The sequence below is a fragment of the Bartonella doshiae NCTC 12862 = ATCC 700133 genome (genome assembly GCF_000278155.1).
Classification (GTDB): Bacteria; Pseudomonadota; Alphaproteobacteria; order Rhizobiales; family Rhizobiaceae; genus Bartonella; species Bartonella doshiae.
Window position 1 is genome coordinate 124,201 of record NZ_JH725096.1, and the last position, 19,191, is coordinate 143,391.

The 19,191-nt window shown below is 36.9% G+C and carries 17 protein-coding genes; 11 read left to right on the forward strand and 6 right to left on the reverse strand.

The window, feature by feature from the left end; genetic code table 11:
- Window position 1: 1 nt before the first annotated feature.
- The gene (locus MCS_RS05260) at window positions 2-826 is read right to left on the reverse strand and encodes a pyruvate, water dikinase regulatory protein (protein ID WP_004856221.1); all 825 of its coding nucleotides are present in this window, start codon (window positions 824-826) and stop codon (window positions 2-4) included.
- 555 nt (window positions 827-1,381) lie between these two features.
- Here MCS_RS05260 and rho point away from each other — a divergent pair.
- From rho to MCS_RS05290, 6 genes are read left to right on the forward strand one after another with little or no spacing between them, the layout of a single operon-like run.
- Window positions 1,382-2,647: a transcription termination factor Rho gene (gene rho / locus MCS_RS05265; protein WP_004856222.1), complete on the forward strand. Its 1,266-nt coding sequence runs from the start codon at window positions 1,382-1,384 to the stop codon at window positions 2,645-2,647.
- Between the two features lie 32 nt (window positions 2,648-2,679).
- Window positions 2,680-3,987 (forward strand): tRNA uridine-5-carboxymethylaminomethyl(34) synthesis GTPase MnmE, encoded by a 1,308-nt coding sequence (mnmE, locus tag MCS_RS05270; RefSeq protein WP_004856223.1) that lies wholly within the window; start codon window positions 2,680-2,682, stop codon window positions 3,985-3,987.
- A 46-nt stretch (window positions 3,988-4,033) separates the two neighbouring features.
- A complete protein-coding gene (mnmG, locus tag MCS_RS05275) occupies window positions 4,034-5,902 on the forward strand; it encodes a tRNA uridine-5-carboxymethylaminomethyl(34) synthesis enzyme MnmG (protein WP_004856224.1) in 1,869 nt (622 codons plus the stop codon).
- Complete coding sequence (rsmG, locus tag MCS_RS05280) at window positions 5,902-6,549, forward strand: 16S rRNA (guanine(527)-N(7))-methyltransferase RsmG (protein ID WP_004856225.1); 648 nt, start codon at window positions 5,902-5,904, stop codon at window positions 6,547-6,549. The genes mnmG and rsmG overlap by 1 nt, the downstream gene beginning before the upstream one ends.
- Before the next feature lie 6 nt (window positions 6,550-6,555).
- Window positions 6,556-7,353 carry a ParA family protein gene (locus MCS_RS05285; protein WP_004856226.1) on the forward strand — a complete coding sequence of 266 codons (798 nt, stop codon included), beginning with the start codon at window positions 6,556-6,558 and terminating at the stop codon, window positions 7,351-7,353.
- A gap of 48 nt (window positions 7,354-7,401) precedes the next feature.
- Window positions 7,402-8,307: a ParB/RepB/Spo0J family partition protein gene (locus MCS_RS05290; protein WP_004856227.1), complete on the forward strand. Its 906-nt coding sequence runs from the start codon at window positions 7,402-7,404 to the stop codon at window positions 8,305-8,307.
- Window positions 8,308-8,793: 486 nt separating this feature from the next.
- Here the strand turns inward: MCS_RS05290 and gloB are convergent, their stop codons facing one another.
- The 5 genes from gloB to dapF all read right to left on the reverse strand — a co-directional run bounded on the left by gloB (window position 8,794) and on the right by dapF (window position 13,671).
- Complete coding sequence (gene gloB, locus MCS_RS05300) at window positions 8,794-9,555, reverse strand: hydroxyacylglutathione hydrolase (protein ID WP_004856229.1); 762 nt, start codon at window positions 9,553-9,555, stop codon at window positions 8,794-8,796.
- A 66-nt stretch (window positions 9,556-9,621) separates the two neighbouring features.
- Complete coding sequence (locus MCS_RS05305; RefSeq protein WP_004856230.1) at window positions 9,622-10,317, reverse strand: septation protein A; 696 nt, start codon at window positions 10,315-10,317, stop codon at window positions 9,622-9,624.
- Window positions 10,314-11,522 (reverse strand): signal recognition particle-docking protein FtsY, encoded by a 1,209-nt coding sequence (ftsY, locus tag MCS_RS05310; protein WP_004856231.1) that lies wholly within the window; start codon window positions 11,520-11,522, stop codon window positions 10,314-10,316. Before ftsY ends, MCS_RS05305 begins: the two co-directional genes overlap by 4 nt.
- Window positions 11,523-11,536: 14 nt before the next feature.
- On the reverse strand, window positions 11,537-12,820 hold the full coding sequence (mtaB, locus tag MCS_RS05315; RefSeq protein ID WP_004856232.1) for a tRNA (N(6)-L-threonylcarbamoyladenosine(37)-C(2))-methylthiotransferase MtaB: 1,284 nt from the start codon (window positions 12,818-12,820) through the stop codon (window positions 11,537-11,539).
- Window positions 12,820-13,671 (reverse strand): diaminopimelate epimerase, encoded by an 852-nt coding sequence (gene dapF / locus MCS_RS05320; RefSeq protein WP_004856233.1) that lies wholly within the window; start codon window positions 13,669-13,671, stop codon window positions 12,820-12,822. Before dapF ends, mtaB begins: the two co-directional genes overlap by 1 nt.
- A gap of 234 nt (window positions 13,672-13,905) precedes the next feature.
- Here dapF and MCS_RS05325 point away from each other — a divergent pair, with 234 nt between their 5' ends.
- The 5 genes from MCS_RS05325 to sucD all read left to right on the forward strand — a co-directional run bounded on the left by MCS_RS05325 (window position 13,906) and on the right by sucD (window position 19,186).
- On the forward strand, window positions 13,906-14,448 hold the full coding sequence (locus MCS_RS05325; RefSeq protein WP_024864149.1) for an AprI/Inh family metalloprotease inhibitor: 543 nt from the start codon (window positions 13,906-13,908) through the stop codon (window positions 14,446-14,448).
- Window positions 14,449-14,552: 104 nt separating this feature from the next.
- Window positions 14,553-15,734: a cell division protein ZapE gene (zapE, locus tag MCS_RS05330; RefSeq protein ID WP_004856235.1), complete on the forward strand. Its 1,182-nt coding sequence runs from the start codon at window positions 14,553-14,555 to the stop codon at window positions 15,732-15,734.
- A 292-nt stretch (window positions 15,735-16,026) separates the two neighbouring features.
- Window positions 16,027-16,989: a malate dehydrogenase gene (gene mdh, locus MCS_RS05335; protein WP_004856236.1), complete on the forward strand. Its 963-nt coding sequence runs from the start codon at window positions 16,027-16,029 to the stop codon at window positions 16,987-16,989.
- Between the two features lie 94 nt (window positions 16,990-17,083).
- Window positions 17,084-18,280, forward strand: coding sequence for an ADP-forming succinate--CoA ligase subunit beta (gene sucC / locus MCS_RS05340; protein WP_004856237.1), 1,197 nt, complete (start codon window positions 17,084-17,086; stop codon window positions 18,278-18,280).
- A 3-nt stretch (window positions 18,281-18,283) separates the two neighbouring features.
- Entirely contained in the window at window positions 18,284-19,186 is a 903-nt protein-coding gene (gene sucD, locus MCS_RS05345; protein ID WP_004856238.1) for a succinate--CoA ligase subunit alpha, read from the forward strand.
- Window positions 19,187-19,191: the final 5 nt, after the last annotated feature.

Sequence of the window (19,191 nt, forward strand, 5' to 3'; positions counted from 1 at the left end):
TTCATTTTCCTTCACGAAATCGGGATAAAAGTTCAAATATAGCTGCAGCTGTTTCTTCAATAGAACGTCGTGTGACATCAATAATAGGCCAACCAAAACGTTCACAAATGCGTTTTGCATAGGTTAATTCCTCAGCTATATTCACACGATCAGTATAACTTTCAATGACATAACCATTCCCAAAATCTCTATTTTGACGAATATGCGATATCCGTTCTGCTGAGGCAATTAAACAAACAATCAGAGAATTGTTTGCTTCTAAAAGAGCCTCTGGTAAATCAATTCCCGGAATAAGTGGTATATTAGCTGTTTTTATTCCACGATTTGCTAAATAAATACTTGTTGGCGTTTTAGAAGTTCTTGAGATTCCTACAAGAATCACATCTGCATTCGATAAATTATTGGAAGACTGTCCATCATCATGCTCTATTGTAAAATCCAACGCCTCAATACGACGAAAGTAATCTGCATTAAGATCATGCTGCGCACTCGCACGCAAATTTGTCGGTGTTCCAAGGTAAGATTGAAAGGCATCTAAAACAGGATATAATATATCAATACAGGGAACCTCTATTTTTTCGCATCTCCTTCTAAGAAGCAATTTAATTTTTTTATCAATGATTGTGTAAAGAACAATTCCGGGTTCTTTTTGTATTTCATCAAGAGTTCTCTCTAACTGCTTTTCATTGCGAATCATAGGATAAATATGTTCTGTCGCCTGAATTGTCGTGTATTGAGATGCTACAGCTCTTCCAACAGAAATTAATGTTTCTCCAGTTGCATCAGAAAGCATGTGTAAATGAAAGGACTTTTTTTCTTTTGTCACAAAAATTTTAACTCCTTGTTAACAAATGTGCATATATCTTAGTTTCTCCGGTAAAGTGAAAATTTAAAGATAATCTTACACTTTTATACACAAATTGAATGCGTGTGATAAATGAACTCCTTTCAGTTTTAAAGATCGGGGATAAAACTTTTAAAGTAGTATTATGGCTCATTTTTTTTCTTTTCTTTTTGTGGATAAAATTGAGGATTAATGAAGTATAAATAATAATCCACATTAAACACAGGTTTTAATAAGAAGAATCCTTTTCTTTAAAATTTAATTTATACAAAAATCTTCGGAAATTTTTTTATAAAAATTCATTTATCAATGATAGAAAACAATTTTATATTTTCATCTCTATAGTTTAATAAATTGTTTCAATTCCTTTATATAAAGCTGTTAAGTGATATATGAAAACAAATCATTATGAATGATGCTTGCAGTTTAAGAAAGTTAAGTGTAAAATGCCTCTACATTTCATAGGAATGTTCCATTCTTTAAATTTTCCGTGAGTTAATTTCAAAACAATTCCCCTCCTACTAAAGAGCATATTTCATGCAAGAAATGAAACTACAAGAACTTAAAAGTAAAAATCCCGTTGAACTCGTCTCTTTTGCTGAAACATTAGAAGTTGAAAATGCTTCCTTAATGCGTAAACAAGAATTAATGTTCGCTATTTTGAAAAAACTTGCTCTGCAAGATGTAGAAATTATTGGTGAGGGAGTTGTTGAAGTTTTACAAGATGGATTTGGATTTTTGCGATCTGCCGATGCAAATTATCTTCCAGGACCTGATGATATTTACCTTTCACCGGCACAAATTCAATCTTTTTCTTTGAAAACAGGAGATACCGTTGAAGGTCCTATACGAAGTCCAAAAGAAGGAGAACGTTATTTTGCTCTTCTTAAAATTAATACAATCAATTTTGAAGATCCAGAGAAAATTCGCTATAAAATACATTTTGATAATCTCACTCCCCTTTATTCTAATGAACGTTTTCAAATGGAAATACAAGATCCTACAGAGAAGGATATGTCGTCACGGGTGATTGATTTAATATCACCTTTGGGAAAAGGGCAAAGAGGGTTAATTGTGGCGCCTCCTCGAACAGGAAAAACAGTTTTACTTCAGAATATTGCTCATTCTATTACAACTAATCATCCTGAATGTTACCTTATCGTTCTTTTAATAGATGAACGACCAGAAGAAGTTACTGATATGCAGCGTTCTGTACAAGGAGAAGTTGTTTCTTCTACTTTTGATGAACCCGCAATTCGTCATGTGCAAGTGGCTGAAATGGTTATTGAAAAAGCAAAACGTCTCGTTGAATACGGGCGTGATGTCGTTATTCTTCTCGATTCTATTACACGTCTTGGACGTGCGTATAATACGGTTGTTCCTTCATCAGGTAAGGTTTTGACAGGTGGTGTAGATGCAAATGCGCTACAGCGTCCAAAACGTTTTTTTGGTGCAGCACGTAATATTGAAGAAGGTGGATCTTTAACCATTATTGCAACGGCTTTAATTGATACAGGTAGTCGTATGGATGAGGTTATCTTTGAAGAATTTAAAGGTACCGGTAATTCGGAAATTGTTCTTGATCGCAAGGTTGCTGATAAGCGTATTTTCCCAGCTATGGATATATTAAAGTCAGGAACACGTAAAGAAGAGCTTTTAGTAGCACGGCAAGACTTACATAAAATTTTTGTACTCCGTCGTATTTTAGCGCCTATGAATGTAACAGATGCAATTGAATTTTTGATTGATAAACTAAAACAGACAAAAAACAATAGTGAATTTTTTGATTCAATGAATACGTAGAAGTATTGGATTTTTTGATTGGGATACATCCTGTGGATACAATCTTTGCTATTTCGAGTGGATTGTTGCCTTCAGGGGTTGCAGTCATTCGGCTTTCTGGTCCCCATGTTGTAAATGTAGTTAAAACGCTTTGTGGTTATTTACCAAAAGCGCGGTTCATGCATTATGGAAATCTTACTGCTCGTGATGGTAGTTTTCTAGATTCTGCTTTAACAGTTTTTTTTCCTGCTCCTCATAGTTTTACGGGGGAAGATTGTGCAGAATTTCATTTGCATGGAGGAAAAGCGGTTGTTAATCGTTTTCTCGATGAGTTATCCACATTTACTGGATGTCGTATTGCAGAGGCAGGTGAATTTTCGCGTCGTGCATTTATAGAGGGAAAATTAGATCTTGTTCAAGCAGAAGGTCTTGCTGATTTAATAGAGGCAGAAACAGAAAGTCAGCGCCGTTTAGCAGTTATGAGTACAAGTGGACGTTTAACTACACTTTATCGTGATTGGCGTCATAAGCTTATAAAAGCGCGTGCTTTTATAGAAGCAGAGCTTGATTTTTCTGATGAAGCTGATATTCCAAACTCGATATCTGATGAAGTTTGGAAAGACATGGAAGAATTTTGTACTTCTCTTCGCAATCATATTGCTGAAGGGGAGCGTGCTAGTATCTTACGTGATGGATTAAAGATTGTCATTGCTGGTGCTCCAAATTCCGGAAAATCGAGTATTATGAATCGTTTGGCTGGAAGGCCTGTTGCTATTGTAACAGAAGAAGCAGGAACGACTCGTGATGCTTTGGAAATGAGACTTGTTTTTTGCGGTTTACCGGTCTTTGTGACGGATACTGCTGGTTTTAGGGAAACAGAAAATAAAATAGAGCAATTAGGAATAGAAGTAGCAAGGCAGCATGTTAAGGATGCTGATTTAGTCATTTTAGTTTATGATATGCTAAATCCAGAAGAGATTGAATTACCAAAAACATCTGCTGAAATATGGCGTATTGGTAATAAGCTTGATCTTTATGAGAAAAATGAAAAACATTGGTCTATACAGTTTTCTGCAATAACGGGGTTAAATTTTGATTATTTTATTAAAGAACTTGAGTCATTTTGTTTACGTCGTGCTGCTGAAATTGGAAATCTTGTTCCAGCACGTAAAAGGCAACTTCAGTTACTAAAAGAAGCTCTTAAAGAAATAGAATTTTCCATAAATCATCATACTCTTGATCTAAGTTTACGTGCAGAACATCTTCGTCGTGCAAGTGATTTTCTCGGGAGAATTACGGGAGATATAGATGTTGAAGATTTGCTTGATATTATTTTTTCAGAGTTTTGTGTTGGTAAATAATGATTCACGTGAAACTTGAGAAGAGGTTCTCTATGGGATGAAACAAATGCAATTATATGATGTCATTGTTGTTGGTGGTGGTCATGCAGGTTGTGAAGCAGCTTCAGCTTCAGCGCGTGTTGGAGCACGGACAGCACTCATTACGCATAAAATATCAGCAATAGGGACAATGTCTTGTAATCCTGCTATCGGTGGGCTTGGAAAAGGACATTTGGTTCGTGAAATAGATGCTTTGGATGGTCTCATGGGGAGAGCAGCAGATGCTGCTGGAATTCAATTTAGATTACTTAATCGACGCAAAGGACCCGCAGTAAGAGGACCGCGTACACAAGCTGATAGACAACTCTATAAAGAAGCAATTCAAAATTTTTTACAAGAACAAAATAATCTCATTCTACTTGAAGATGAAGTCGTTGATCTGATTGTTAAAGATAATTACGTTTCAGGTGTTATTTTAAAAAAACAGGGAAAACTTCTTTCTGGTGCTGTTGTTTTGACTACAGGGACATTTTTAAATGGGCTTATTCATATTGGTGATAAGAGATGGCCTGCTGGACGGATGGGAGAACAGTCGAGTGTCAAGCTTGCTGAACGCTTAAAAAGTTATAATATAAATCTTGGAAGATTAAAAACAGGAACTCCAGCTCGTCTCAGTAAAAAAACGATTCGTTGGGAATGCCTTCCTAAACAACAAGCCGATGAAAATCCAGTTCCCTTTTCTCTCTTAACAGAAAAGATTGAACAGCCACAAATTGAATGTGCAATAACACGTACTAATACGCAAACTCATCAAATTATTCGTGAAAATATTCATCGGTCTGCTTTATATTCTGGAAATATTGAAGGATTAGGACCACGTTATTGTCCCTCAGTTGAAGACAAAATTATTAAATTTGGAGAACGTGATGGACATCAGATTTTTCTAGAACCAGAAGGATTAAATGATGATACTATTTACCCAAATGGTCTTTCTACTTCTCTTCCTGAGGATGTTCAAATTTCTTTATTGAAAACAATAGAAGGGCTAGAAAACGTTAGAGTTTTACAACCAGGTTATGCTATTGAATATGACTTTGTTAATCCACAACAGCTGACTAAAACTTTAGAATTGCGTTCTTTACCAGGATTGTTTTTAGCAGGTCAAATTAATGGTACAACAGGATATGAAGAAGCTGCAGCACAAGGACTTTTAGCTGGATTAAATGCTGCACGGAAAGTTTCTGGATTAGATGAAATTCTTATAAGTCGTTCTACAGCTTATATTGGTGTTATGGTAGACGATTTAATTTCACGTGGGGTTTGTGAACCTTATCGCATGTTTACATCACGTGCTGAATTCCGTTTGTCTTTGCGGTCTGATAATGCTGATGCTCGTTTAACTCCTTTGGCACAACAATGGAGCATTGTGAGTAAAATACGTTGGGATTGTTATCAAAAACAACAGCAACGTCTCGATTATGCACGATCAATTTGCCAAGGACTATTTCTAACACCTAATGAAGCCTCTTCTCGTGGATTACAAGTAAATCACGATGGAATTCGACGTTCGGCTTATGATCTTCTTGCTTATCCTCATATGACGATAAAACGTCTTTCGCACTTTTGGCCGCAATTACAATCTATAGATTCTAAAACTGTTGAATCTTTAGAAATTGAAGCGCAGTACGCAGTTTATCTAGAAAAGCAAGCACAAGATATTGCCACTCTTCAGCGAGATGAACGTTTAGAAATACCTTCTTCTCTTGATATTCAGGCAATTTCAGGTCTTTCAAATGAATTAAAAACAAAAATTCAAGAAATATCGCCACGTTCAATTGCTGACGCTCAAAAAATTGATGGTATGACGCCTGCGGCATTATCTCTTATTATTACGTATATTCAGCGCCAACGACGTAAAGAGGCTCAATTGGTTTAATGGATATTTTTACAGAACAAAAATATCAAACACTCTTAGATATTGTTCCTTCTGTTTCACGTGAAACAATAGAGGATTTGATACAATTTGAGAATTTGATAATTCAATGGAACAAACATATTAATTTAATATCTTCTACAACAATACCTGTTCTCTGGACACGTCATATTTTGGATTCGGCACAAATATATCCTTTACACAGTAATTTTTTACATTGGTGTGATCTTGGATCAGGTGGAGGATTTCCCGCAATTGTTATTGCTATTTTTCTAAAAGAAAAAAAAGCAGGACATATTGATCTCGTTGAAAGTAATGGTAAAAAAGTAGCTTTTTTACGAATGGTCATCGCTCAACTTAATCTTCCAGCAAAAGTTTACCACTGTAGAATTGAGGATGTATACGAAAAAATAGGGACACCGGAGGTTATAACAGCGCGTGGATTGGCTTCACTTGATGCTCTTTTACAACTCATTTTTCCTTTATTTACACGAAAAACAATAGCTCTTTTGCAAAAAGGTCGGGATTACGCTACAGAAATAAAAAATGCCTCTGCCAATTGGCAGTTTGATCTGCTAAAACATAAGAGTAAAATTGATGAAAGTTCTATTATTTTAGAAATTTCTCATGTTCGATCATGTAGAGGGTAAAGCAAAATGAGCGAAACACGTATTATCGCTATTGCAAACCAAAAGGGTGGGGTCGGAAAAACAACCACAGCAATTAATCTCGCAACGGCTTTAGCAGCTATTGGAGAAAATGTTCTTATTATGGATATTGATCCTCAAGGGAATGCCAGTACAGGATTGGGAATTGATCGTAATAGCCGTCCTTTATCCTCTTATGATGTTTTGGTTTCTGGAATTTCAGTTACAAAAGCGGCTTTAAAAACAGCTGTACCCAATCTCCATATTGTGCCATCTACTCTTGATCTTTTAGGCGTAGAAATGGAAATTTCTTCATCAAAAGATCGTATTCAACGTTTACGTAAAGCTTTCTATGATGATCCTAAAATGGAAAAAAAATTCAGTTATATTTTAATCGATTGTCCCCCGTCACTTAATCTTTTAACACTCAATGCCATGGGGGCGGCCGATTCTGTTTTAGTGCCCATGCAATGCGAATTTTTAGCACTTGAAGGTTTAAGCCAATTACTTGAAACAGTAAAGCAAGTGCGTTCTGTTCTTAATCCATCTCTAGAAATTCAAGGTATTGTTCTCACAATGTATGATGGGCGTAATAATCTTTCCAATCAGGTTGTCGAAGATGTACGTTCTTTTATGGGAGATAAGGTTTATCGTACCGTTATTCCACGAAATGTGCGGGTATCAGAAGCCCCCTCTTTTGGTAAGCCGGTATTGCTTTATGATCTCAAGTGTGCTGGGAGCCAAGCTTATTTACGTTTGGCATCAGAAGTAATCCAACGTGAAAAACAAGCACGTGCTGCTGCTTAGTAATGTAAAAAAAACAATTTTACAAAAGAAAATTCAAAGAGAAAAATTATGAATGATGATCAATCAAGAAAAAGACTAGGGCGTGGGTTAGCAGCGTTGATTGGGGATATTAATTTAAATAACAATCTTGTACGCGCGCCGAATACTGATAAATTGACAGAATTCAATACAGTTTCTCCTGTTTATGAGAAATTTGTGCCTCTTGAATCTATTTCGTGTAATTCACACAATCCTCGGCGTCATTTTACTGATTCAGAACTTGATAGTTTAGCACAATCAATTCGTCAGCATGGTGTTGTTCAACCTGTTGTTGTCAGGCCTTCGCGTGATCATCCATACCGGTTTGAATTGATTGCTGGTGAACGACGGTGGCGTGCTGCACAACGTGCCAATTTAAGTCAATTGCCCGTCATTGTTCGTGATGTGGATGATAAAACGGCTTTGGAATTAGCAATTATTGAAAACGTTCAACGTGCCGATCTTAATTCTATTGAAGAAGCAATGGGATATGAAATTTTGCTGAATGAGCACGGTTATACGCAAGCAGATTTAGCACAAGTGATTGGAAAAAGTCGAAGTCATATTGCAAATACACTCCGTTTGTTAAAACTTCCATCAAAGGTACAACAATTTTTAATTGATGGACAACTTTCTGCTGGTCATGCACGCTGTCTTATTACCGTCGACAATCCACAGGATTTGGCGGAGAAAATTATTCGTGAAGGTCTCTCTGTACGCCAAACAGAAATACTTGCGTATGAACAGGCAAATCCTAAGGTCAAAAAACGAACCACCGTGGAAAAAGACACAGAAACAAAATCTTTAGAAAAATTACTTGCAGATGTTATCGGAATGAAAGTTGTTATTCGGCATGGTAAAAAAGGTGGAGATCTAAAAATACATTATTCCTCATTAGAGCAATTGGATGATATTTGTCGGCGTTTACAAAATTAAGGAGCGTTTACGAAGTTAATCAATTGTTCAAAATAGTATGGTCACAAATTTTTTTATAACAGTTATATTCTATACATATGTTTTTTACCAAATCCCAAATTTCTTAAAAACATCGTGTTTTTTCATCAAATTTAAGATCCTAAAAAAGCGTTATTAATGTCGCTCCAAGACATTACAACCAACAGCAAAATCCCTAGGCGTGATATTATTGTTTTTTTATACTCATTAATTTTTTTATAATCAGAAATATAAGCGGTAAGTCCTTCAATACTATTGTTATATGATGCTTTTAATTCTGGTGGTGCGTTTAATATTTTTTTCCAATTTGTTTTATTTTAAAAAGGAAATCTTCTTTTAAGGTATAATTTTCAATGACATACGGGAAATAGAATTTATTGTCTGTTTCTTTTTCCTTTGCCATTGTTAGTTGGGTATATATTACAAAAAGAAAAAGAGGAAACAAACGCAAGAAAAGCTTAAACATGGTTAGAAATTATCCTTTTTCCTTCGAATTTCAGCAAAGACTTGTTCATCTGTTTCTTTTTCCATTGCAAGGTTTTTTCGCAACGTACTATCATCCCATCGGAGAAAGGGATTAGTAGCTTTTTCTTGCCCTAAAGTTACTGGTAAAGTCATAGTATTTTTTGCATGTAGCAAAAAAACTTCTTCTACTCTTTGACGAAGTTTTTGATTATGTGGGTCAAGTGTTAACGCGAAAAGAGCATTGTCTTTGGTATATTCATGACCACAATAAAGAAGTGTCTCATCAGGAAGTTGACGAAGCTTTTTTAAAGAGTTCAGCATTTGCATAGGGGTTCCTTCGAAAAGACGCCCACAGCCGAGTGAAAAAAGTGTATCTCCGGCAAAGAGTAAATTCTCTTCAGGAAAATAGTAAGATAATGCGCCTAAAGTATGGCCCGGTGTTGAAAGAGCCAAAAGCGGGTGAGAACCAAAGAGAAGTTTTTCATCAGGTTGAAGTGTTTGATCAAGATGATGAATCTTCTCTTTTTCTGCCTCTGGTCCGATAACTACAGCGTTGTATACTTGTTTTAATTCTTCCAGTGCTTCTACATGATCGTGATGATGATGAGTTATAAAAATAGTATGAAGTGTCCAGTTACGGCGTTTTAAGGCGTTATGAATAGCTTCATTTTCAGGCGCATCAATTGCAGCTGTGTAACCACTTTTTTCATCATGAATGAGTACACCAAAATTATCTTTTCGGCAAATGAACTGTTCAATTAACATGTCTTTTCCTTATGAACAGTGTACAGCGATAAGTCTACAATATAACAATCTATAGTTATAGATGTATTATGTTTGAGAATCAGATTTGTCCCTTTCCGTAAAAAGTCCTTGTGAGTGTTTAAAGATAAGGGGCATTTGGGTAAACATGAAGAGAACTGTTAAAGGCATGACGCCAAATACTTTAAAACTTGTCCAAAAATTATCGCTAAAATTACGCCAAATAACTTCATTCAGAAGAGCAAGAAAAATGAAAAAGAATGCCCAACGGTAGGTAAGTTTTTGCCATCCTAAATCATCGAGTTTTAACGTAGAATCAAAGACATAACGCAAAAGTGGTTTTTTAAAAAACATTCCACCAAAAAGGATGAAAGCAAATAAGCTATTAATAATTGTTGGCTTCATTTTGATGAAAGTATCATTGTGAAGCCAAAGTGTTAAAAATCCAAAGACAAGAACAAAGATTCCCGAGATAAGAGGCATTATAGGAATTTTTCGTACAAGAATCCATGATAAGCTTAGCGTGACAATGATTGCTACCATGAAAATAGCTGTTGCAGGGAAAATAGGTTTATTAAAATTTTTAAAAAGTCCAATATTTTTTATCAACCATTCGCCTTTATAATTGGCAAGGAAAAAGATGACCAATGGTCCCATTTCTAAGAAAAATTTAAGTGTTGGTGAAAGAGGATTTTTTTTATTATCATTCATATTCTTTGAATTAGGATTATTGTATGAATGAGGCTTAAAAGAAGATTGTTTCATGTGTGTTTTCCTGCAATAGTTTCGGCAAATTCAGAAGCAGAAAAAGATTGAAGATCTTCAATATTTTCTCCTATACCGATAAAGTAAACGGGTAATTTATATTTTGCTGCTATGGCAACAAGAATTCCTCCTCGTGCGCTACCATCCAGCTTTGTCATGATTAAACCATTAACACCGGCTATATCGCGGAAAATATCCACTTGGTTGAGTGCATTTTGTCCGGTTGTTGCATCAAGCGTTTGAAGGATTGTATGGGGCGCATGAGGGGTATGCTTGCCTAAAACACGAATAATTTTTGCTAGTTCATCCATCAATTCAGTTTTGTTTTGTAGGCGTCCAGCTGTATCGATGATCAAGACATCACTGTTTGCTTTTTTGGCTTTTTCATAAGCATCAAATGCTAGGCTGGCAGCATCTGCACCAAGTTTTGTTGAAACAACAGGAGCTCCGATGCGTTCTCCCCAAATATGCAATTGCTCAATGGCTGCTGCACGGAATGTATCACCAGCAGCGAGCATAACTTTTAGTCCTCCAGCAGTCAGTTTAGCTGCAAGCTTTCCAATAGTTGTCGTTTTCCCAGTACCATTTACACCTACTAGCAAAATAACATGAGGCTTATGATTAAGATCAAGTTCTAATGGAATTGCAACAGGTTCCAACACTTTTTTTATTTCATTTGCTACGATGGCGTGAATATCATCTGGAGATAAATTCTTTTCATAACGACTAGAAGCTAATGTGTTAGTGATACGTGTAGCTGTTTCTACACCAAGATCAGCTTGAATAAGAATATCTTCCAGCTTTTGCAATGTTTCTCCATCAAGTTTTCCTTTAACAAAAAGGTCACCAATCGATTCACTTAAACGTTGTGAAGAAAGAGCTAAGCCTTTTTTTAAGCGCCCGAACCACGCGGTATTTTTTTTATCAACAAAGGATATAGGCGATAAATCTTCAATTTTCTTTTCGCTTATCGTATCTGTAACAATAACTTTTCCAGAATGAAATTTAAAAGGTTGTGTTTTTTCATCACATTTTACAGATGCTGCGCTCTGATTTTCTCCTTTTATGTTTAGAGCGGGAGGATCATTTTTTTTAATTTTATTCTCTTCAACTATATAGGCTTCATTAAGGAGGGAAACTTGTTCTGTTTCCTGCCCTTTAGACTTGTTAAAAGAGAATATTTTTTTTATAAAAGATTTCGTCATAAGGGCTTTCCTGCTCACGCTGCATTTAGTTTTGGGAGGGCAGCAATCAATTTATTGGTATCATGGCCAATAATAAGAGCTTGAACGATTGTTCCAGCTTTAGCACCTTTAATATGTGCAAGGGTATAATCTTCTGTCCGTCCAATTTCATCTTTTTCCACGAGAATTGTTTGTTGACTATTTTGTAAATGAGCAAGGTGCTTTTGGTAAGCTTCTTCACCTGCTTTGCGTAACATTTCTGCACGCATTTTAACCACTCTGCGATTTATTTGTGGCATACGCGCAGCAGGTGTTCCTTCTCTTGGGCTAAAGGGAAAAACGTGGAGATGTGTTAAATTACAATCTTCTATCAAGGCAAGACTATTTTGGAACATTTCCTCTGTTTCAGTCGGGAAACCAGCAATTAGATCTGCACCATAAACCATTGTAGGACGTTTGGTACGCAAATCTTGACAAAATTGAATTGCATGTTCACGTAAGTGTCGCCGTTTCATCCGCTTGAGGATCATATTGTCCCCTGCTTGCAAAGATAAATGCAAATGTGGCATTATTCTCTTCTCATAGGCTAAAAGATTTATGAGTTCTTGATCTGCTTCAATAGAATCGATAGATGATAGACGCAATCGAGGCAGGTCTGGAACGTGATGCAAAATAGCTGAAGTTAATTTCCCTAAAGTTGCTTTTCCAGGAAGATCTTGGCCATAGCTAGTGAGATCAACGCCTGTTAGAACCACTTCTTGAATACCATTGTCTATTAGCTGTTTTATTTGTTCAATAACGGCACCCATCGGGACTGAGCGTGATGGTCCACGACCATAAGGAATAATGCAAAACGTACAACGATGATCGCATCCATTTTGCACCTGCACAAAAGCGCGTGTACGCTCTTCCATTGCATTTACCATATGGGGTGCAATTTTTTGGACTTCCATGATATTATTGATACGTAATTTTTCATCATGATTGATGCCAAAATCAGGAAGTTGCCGATAGGAGTGCGCATGGAGTTTTTCTTCATTCCCTAAAACAAGATCTACTTCTGACATCGAAGCAAAATTTTGTGCTTCTGTTTGTGCGGCACATCCTGTTACAATAATTCGGGCGTGAGGATTTTCACGTCTTGCTTTCCGTATAGCTTGTTTTGCTTGTCTCACCGCTTCAGACGTTACAGCGCAAGTATTAAAAATAATAGCACCGTCTTTTACTTGATCTAGTCCTGAAGCAGAGCTCTCTTTGCGTATAATTTCCGATTCGTAGCTATTGAGCCGACAACCAAATGTTACAATTTCTATTGTCATCAATAGTAATCCTTTGTGTAGCTCCCTGTTAAAGGGTTTAAAAAGCCACTAAATTCATACTTTATTGGTCCTGTCATGACAATATGATCGTCTTCTCGATAAAAAACATTAAGGGTTCCCCCTGGTAGATTTACATCGATATGGCGTTCTGCGAGTCCCCTTCGGTAAGCAGCCACTGCACTTGCACAGGCAGCACTCCCACATGCTTGTGTTAATCCAGCTCCTCTTTCCCATGTTCTTAAATTTAGGCTTTTTTTTGACATTACATGCGCAATAGAAATATTGCATCGCTCTGGAAAAAGGGGGTCATGTTCAAGTTTTGGTCCATATTTTTCTAATGGAATCTTTTGAATATCGCTCTCAACAAAAAAAATAGCATGAAGATTGCCAACAGAGACAAGGCAAGCATCCTTTAAGGGACCAGCAGTAATTTCTACGTGATTGGTATCAATTATTTCACGTGAAACAGGCATCTTTTTTGCATTGAAATTTGGGCGTCCCATGTCAACAGAGATAAGATTGTCGCTTTGGCGTTTACCTTCAATAATTCCAGCGGGTGTTTCTAATCGAAAGGTTTCACCAAGATTATGGTCTGTAAGCCATGCAATGACGCAGCGAGTACCATTACCACAAGCTTTAGCCATTGATCCGTCAGCATTCCATATTTCAATGCGGAAGTCAGCTTCTTTTTGGGTGGGTGCATGAATAGTCATAATTTGGTCAAAATGCGTTTGAGAATCCGCTGCTAAGGCAAGAATTGCTTGCGATGTGATAGTGTGTGCGCTTTCACGCATATCAGCAACAATAATTTTATTTCCAAGACCGTCCATTTTGCTAAATGGCTTTTTCATGAAATTTCTCTATCTCTCGTAAATACTCACGAAAAATATATGGCTGAAAATCTTATAAATTTCCAGTCGTTAATGCATATAAAACTGGAAACAAAATTATTATTGCTTAAAATCAGCAATTTTTATTCTGTTTTTCTTAATTTATTAATTTATCTCTGTAATATGTCATATAGTAAAGATTCACTGATTTTAGAGAGAATCTATTCATTATTGTCATGGGGAAAGAATATAGATATGATCTTTTCAAGAATTTCATTTTTCGTTGTAATACCAGTTATGGCGCTCTTAGCTGGCTGTTCAACACTGCTCTTTGAGGGCAATAGTGAAAGCAATACATTAGGAGTTGTTTATCCTGTTCAGCAAATTTTAGCTCCTGAAACAATGTCTGATTTGTCGATATCCCATTCTTTAGCACATGAAGATAATTCAATGTATGAGAAAGGAGATTCTCATAGTGATGAGCGAATGACAAGTTTCGAATTGCCAAGTAATGCTATTGATCTGTCTTCTGCTACTGTTGCTGGGGTGTGGAACTTTTCTGTAGGAGATAAAGTTTGCCGAATTGCAACGCCGCAAACAAAATTTGGCCAAGGATATCGTGCTAGCCCTTTACACTGTCCAGGAATTGTTTCTCAGGTAAGTTCATGGGCTGTTAAAGGAAAAAGATTGTATTTTTATAATAATTCAGGACGTGTTATCGTTGTTCTTTATTCTTCCAATATTGATCGTTTCGAGGGACGCACACTTAATGATCATCCAGTTGTTTTAAGTCGTTAGAACCTTTTGGTTGGTTTATGAAAAAAGAAGAAAAGAAATACACACATATTTGTGAAAAGAGATTGTATTTTACGTTGAGAACGCTTTGAAAAAAGGTTGTTTGAATGATTTTAGTCTCAACGCGCTATGAAGAATTGGTATCCAAAGGGCAAATCAACTTGGATATGGCTCAATTGGCTTTGGCAAAGCATTTTGATCATTTATTGCAAAAAATTTCTAAGCAAAGCGTTTCTCGTTCATGGGCATTTTTGCATCGTTTTCAAAGGAAAAAACAAACCTCTGTTCGTGCTGTCAAACAGGATGATTTAAATGATCGTTTTCAAGGGATGTATGTTTATGGCGAGGTAGGGCGAGGAAAAACCATGTTGATGGATTTATTCTTTTCCTGTTTACCGAAAAGTCGTAAAATACGTGTCCATTTTAATGATTTTATGCATGATATACATGAACGCATTAATATTCATCGTCAAACGTCAAAATACGTAAAAAGCAGACAAAATGACCCTATTCTGGCAGTTGCAAAAGATCTTGCACGAGAAGCACAGGTGCTTTGTTTTGATGAATTTAGTGTGACAGATATTGCAGATGCTATGGTGCTTGGTCGCCTTGTTTCTGCTTTGTTTGATCGTGGAGTTTTTTTTGTTGCTACCTCAAATGTTGCTCCTGAAAACCTTTATTATAATGGTTTAAATAGAGAACTCTTTTTGCCTTTTATCCAGGTTTTGAAAGCGCGTGTTCATGTTATTAATCTTGATGCAAGAACAGATTATCGTTTGGAAAAATCAAATCTACAACATATGTATGTAACACCGTTGGGATTAGAAGCAAATGAATATATGGATAAGGCATGGGTGTTGGTGCTGCAAGGACAAAAGGAAATGTCTGATAAGCTCTCTATAAAAGGACGTCTTATTCATATTCCACGTGCAGGAATGGGTTGTGCGCGCTTTGATTATAAAGATTTATGTGCAAAGCCTTTGGCTGCGGCTGAATATTTGGCATTAGGAGAGCATTATCACACGATTTTTATCGATAATGTACCGGTAATGGATGACACGTATCGAAATGAAACAAAACGGTTTATTTTACTTATTGATATCCTCTATGAACGCCACATAAGATTGTTTATGTCAGCAGCAGTAAAATTTGAAAATTTATATCAGGGACATGCACGTACAGCAGAAACATTTGAGTTTAAAAGAACACAGTCGCGTCTTTTTGAAATGCAAAGTCAGGATTATTTAAAACTTTGGGAAAAACATTTGCTTTTAAGGAGGAATAACTAATTATTACTTTACCTTTACGTAAACTGTGAAAATAATAACTTCTTGAATCTAAAGGTAGTATAATAATTCTGTTGTATTTTCTAAAAATTCATTTTATCGGTACAACATGTCAATTTTTTAATAGTCATCCCTTTGGAGGATTTTTATTCTATGAAAAGAGAGGTTTTATAAGTTTTATGCCTTTCTCCTTTTGATGGTATCGTTAAAAATAGAGTTAAAAGCAAAATAAATATTCAGTATGCCAATATTGGTGATTATGTGCTGAATTATCTGAAGTTAGGAGTAATACAAGATGACGCGAAAGAAAATAGCTCTTATTGGTTCGGGCATGATTGGCGGTACTTTGGCACATCTTATTGGGCTTAAAGAACTGGGTGATGTTGTTTTGTTTGATATTGCAGAAGGTATACCACAAGGTAAAGCTCTAGATATTGCTGAATCTTCACCTGTTGAAGGTTTTGATATCAGTCTAAAAGGTGCTAATGCTTATGAAGCAATTGAAGGTGCTGACGTTGTTATTGTAACAGCAGGTGTTGCACGAAAGCCAGGTATGAGCCGAGATGACCTTTTGGCTATTAATTTAAAGGTGATGGAACAAGTTGGAGTTGGGATAAAAAAATATGCACCTTCGGCATTCGTAATCTGTGTTACGAATCCTCTTGATGTTATGGTATGGGCATTGCAGAAGTTTTCTGGTCTTCCAACACATAAAGTTATAGGCATGGCTGGTGTTTTGGATTCAGCGCGGTTTCGTTATTTCTTGTCCGAAGAGTTTAATGTTTCTGTTAAGGATGTGACAGCTTTTGTTTTAGGAGGGCACGGTGATTCTATGGTGCCTCTCGTGCGTTATTCAACGGTTGGGGGTATTTCTTTACCTGATCTTATACAAATGGGTTGGACTACACAGGAAAAGATTGATCAAATTATTCAGCGTACTCGTGATGGTGGAGCAGAGATTGTTAATTTCTTAAAAACAGGTTCTGCTTTCTACGCTCCTGCAGCTTCTGCTGTTTCTATGGCTGAAGCCTATTTGAAGGATACTAAGCGTGTACTTCCTGTAGCAGCTTATCTTTCAGGTGAATATGGGATTAAGAATACTTATGTTGGTGTGCCTGTTATACTTGGTGCGAATGGGGTTGAGCGAATTATCGAAATCAACCTTAATAAAGAAGAAAGAGATGCTTTTGAGCGCTCAGTAAATGCTGTACACAAGCTTTGTGAAACTTGTATCGCTATTGTACCTAGCCTCAAATAAATTGAGCAAGGTCCTGTTTATTAAAACAGGATATGAAAATGTTATGAATATTCGAAGATCAATTGAGTGATTCGTAAAAGAAAAGGACAAATAAATGAATATCCATGAATATCAGGCTAAACGTCTGCTTCATGAATATGGAGCACCCATTGCAAATGGTGTTGCTGTTTATTCTGTAGAGCAAGCTGAAAAATGGGCAAAAAAATTGCCTGGACCGCTCTATGTGGTTAAAAGTCAGATTCACGCTGGTGGTCGTGGTAAAGGAAAGTTTAAAGAACTTGCTTCTGATGCAAAAGGTGGTGTTCGGCTTGCAAAATCCGTTGAAGAAGTTGTTGCAAATGTCCAAGAAATGCTTGGTAAAACTTTGGTAACAAAACAAACAGGACCAGAAGGTAAGCAAGTCAAACGTCTTTATATCGAGGATGGTGCTGATATCGAGCGGGAGTTATACCTTTCGCTTTTGGTTGATCGTACGGTTGGTCGAGTTGCTTTCGTTGTTTCAACGGAAGGGGGAATGGATATTGAAACTGTTGCTGAAGAGACACCAGAGAAAATATTAACTCTTCCTGTTAATTTTGAACAGGGCATTACTTCTGTTGATTGTGCAAGACTTTGTGATGCGTTGGAATTGAGTGGGACTGCGCGAGAAGATGGTGAAAAGCTTTTTCCAATTCTCTATAAGGTGTTTTGTGAAAAAGATATGAGCCTTCTTGAAATTAATCCGCTTATTGTGATGAGCAGTGGACATTTACGCGTTCTTGATGCGAAAGTTTCTTTTGATAACAATGCTCTGTTCCGTCATCCAGACATTTTGGAATTGCGTGATATCTCAGAAGAAGATCCAAAAGAGATAGAAGCATCAAAGCATGATCTTGCTTATGTTGCTCTTGAAGGAACAATTGGTTGCATGGTCAATGGTGCAGGTCTTGCTATGGCAACAATGGATATTATTAAGCTTTATGGAGCTGAACCAGCAAACTTCCTCGATGTTGGTGGTGGTGCATCAAAAGAAAAGGTGACTGCTGCTTTTAAAATTATCACCGCTGATCCAAACGTTAAAGGCATTTTGGTCAATATCTTTGGTGGTATTATGCGTTGCGATGTCATTGCTGAAGGTGTTGTTGCCGCCGTTAGGGAAGTTGGTTTACAGGTTCCTTTGGTTGTTCGCCTTGAAGGTACGAATGTTGAGCAGGGTAAAGCGATTATCAGTGACAGTAGTTTGAACGTTATTCCCGCTGATGATTTAGATGATGCTGCTCAAAAAATTGTTGCAGCCGTTAAGGGAGCTTAAGCTATGTCGATTCTTGTGAATAAGGATACAAAAGTTCTGGTTCAAGGGCTTACAGGAAAAACAGGAACATTTCATACAGAACAAGCGCTTGCTTATCATAATACGCAAATGGTTGGGGGTATCAATCCTAAAAAAGGCGGAGAAACGTGGACTGGGTCAAAAGGTGAAACACTTCCTATTTTTGCTAGTGTTGCTGAGGCAAAAGAAAAGACTGATGCGGATGCTTCCGTTATTTATGTTCCTCCTGCAGGGGCAGCAGAAGCTATTATAGAAGCTATAGACGCTGATATACGTTTAATTATCTGCATTACGGAAGGCATTCCTGTTATGGATATGATTAAAGTTAAAGCGCGTTTAGAGAAATCAAATTCGCGTCTCATTGGCCCCAATTGTCCTGGTATTCTTACACCAAATGAATGTAAAATTGGTATTATGCCTGGCTCTATTTTTAGAAAAGGTTCTGTTGGAGTTGTTTCTCGGTCAGGAACTTTAACGTATGAAGCGGTTTTTCAAACAAGTCATGAGGGGCTTGGACAAACAACCGCTATTGGTATTGGTGGAGATCCTGTTAAAGGTACTGAATTCATTGACGTGTTGGAAATGTTTTTAGCGGATGATGAAACTGAATCTATTGTTATGATTGGGGAAATTGGTGGTTCCGCTGAAGAAGAAGCAGCACAATTTCTTCAAGATGAAGCAAAAAAAGGACGAAAAAAGCCTGTGGTTGGCTTTATTGCTGGTCGTACCGCTCCTCCAGGGCGTACAATGGGTCATGCTGGTGCTGTCATTTCTGGTGGTAAGGGTGGGGCAGAGGATAAAATTGCTGCAATGGAATCCGCAGGAATTCGTGTTTCTCCTTCACCATCACAGATAGGCAAAACTTTGGTATCTGTTTTGAAGGGATAAAAGAA

Coding starts and splice junctions, on each gene's coding strand:
- gloB (WP_004856229.1), bottom strand. CDS start 9,555: ATGTTAATTGAACAGTTCATTTGCCGAAAAGATAATTTTGGTGTACTC.
- rsmG (WP_004856225.1), top strand. CDS start 5,902: ATGGATATTTTTACAGAACAAAAATATCAAACACTCTTAGATATTGTT.
- mdh (WP_004856236.1), top strand. CDS start 16,027: ATGACGCGAAAGAAAATAGCTCTTATTGGTTCGGGCATGATTGGCGGT.
- MCS_RS05290 (WP_004856227.1), top strand. CDS start 7,402: ATGAATGATGATCAATCAAGAAAAAGACTAGGGCGTGGGTTAGCAGCG.
- MCS_RS05285 (WP_004856226.1), top strand. CDS start 6,556: ATGAGCGAAACACGTATTATCGCTATTGCAAACCAAAAGGGTGGGGTC.
- rho (WP_004856222.1), top strand. CDS start 1,382: ATGCAAGAAATGAAACTACAAGAACTTAAAAGTAAAAATCCCGTTGAA.
- mnmG (WP_004856224.1), top strand. CDS start 4,034: ATGCAATTATATGATGTCATTGTTGTTGGTGGTGGTCATGCAGGTTGT.
- MCS_RS05305 (WP_004856230.1), bottom strand. CDS start 10,317: ATGAAACAATCTTCTTTTAAGCCTCATTCATACAATAATCCTAATTCA.
- dapF (WP_004856233.1), bottom strand. CDS start 13,671: ATGAAAAAGCCATTTAGCAAAATGGACGGTCTTGGAAATAAAATTATT.
- MCS_RS05325 (WP_024864149.1), top strand. CDS start 13,906: ATGATCTTTTCAAGAATTTCATTTTTCGTTGTAATACCAGTTATGGCG.
- sucD (WP_004856238.1), top strand. CDS start 18,284: ATGTCGATTCTTGTGAATAAGGATACAAAAGTTCTGGTTCAAGGGCTT.
- mtaB (WP_004856232.1), bottom strand. CDS start 12,820: ATGACAATAGAAATTGTAACATTTGGTTGTCGGCTCAATAGCTACGAA.
- ftsY (WP_004856231.1), bottom strand. CDS start 11,522: ATGACGAAATCTTTTATAAAAAAAATATTCTCTTTTAACAAGTCTAAA.
- zapE (WP_004856235.1), top strand. CDS start 14,553: ATGATTTTAGTCTCAACGCGCTATGAAGAATTGGTATCCAAAGGGCAA.
- sucC (WP_004856237.1), top strand. CDS start 17,084: ATGAATATCCATGAATATCAGGCTAAACGTCTGCTTCATGAATATGGA.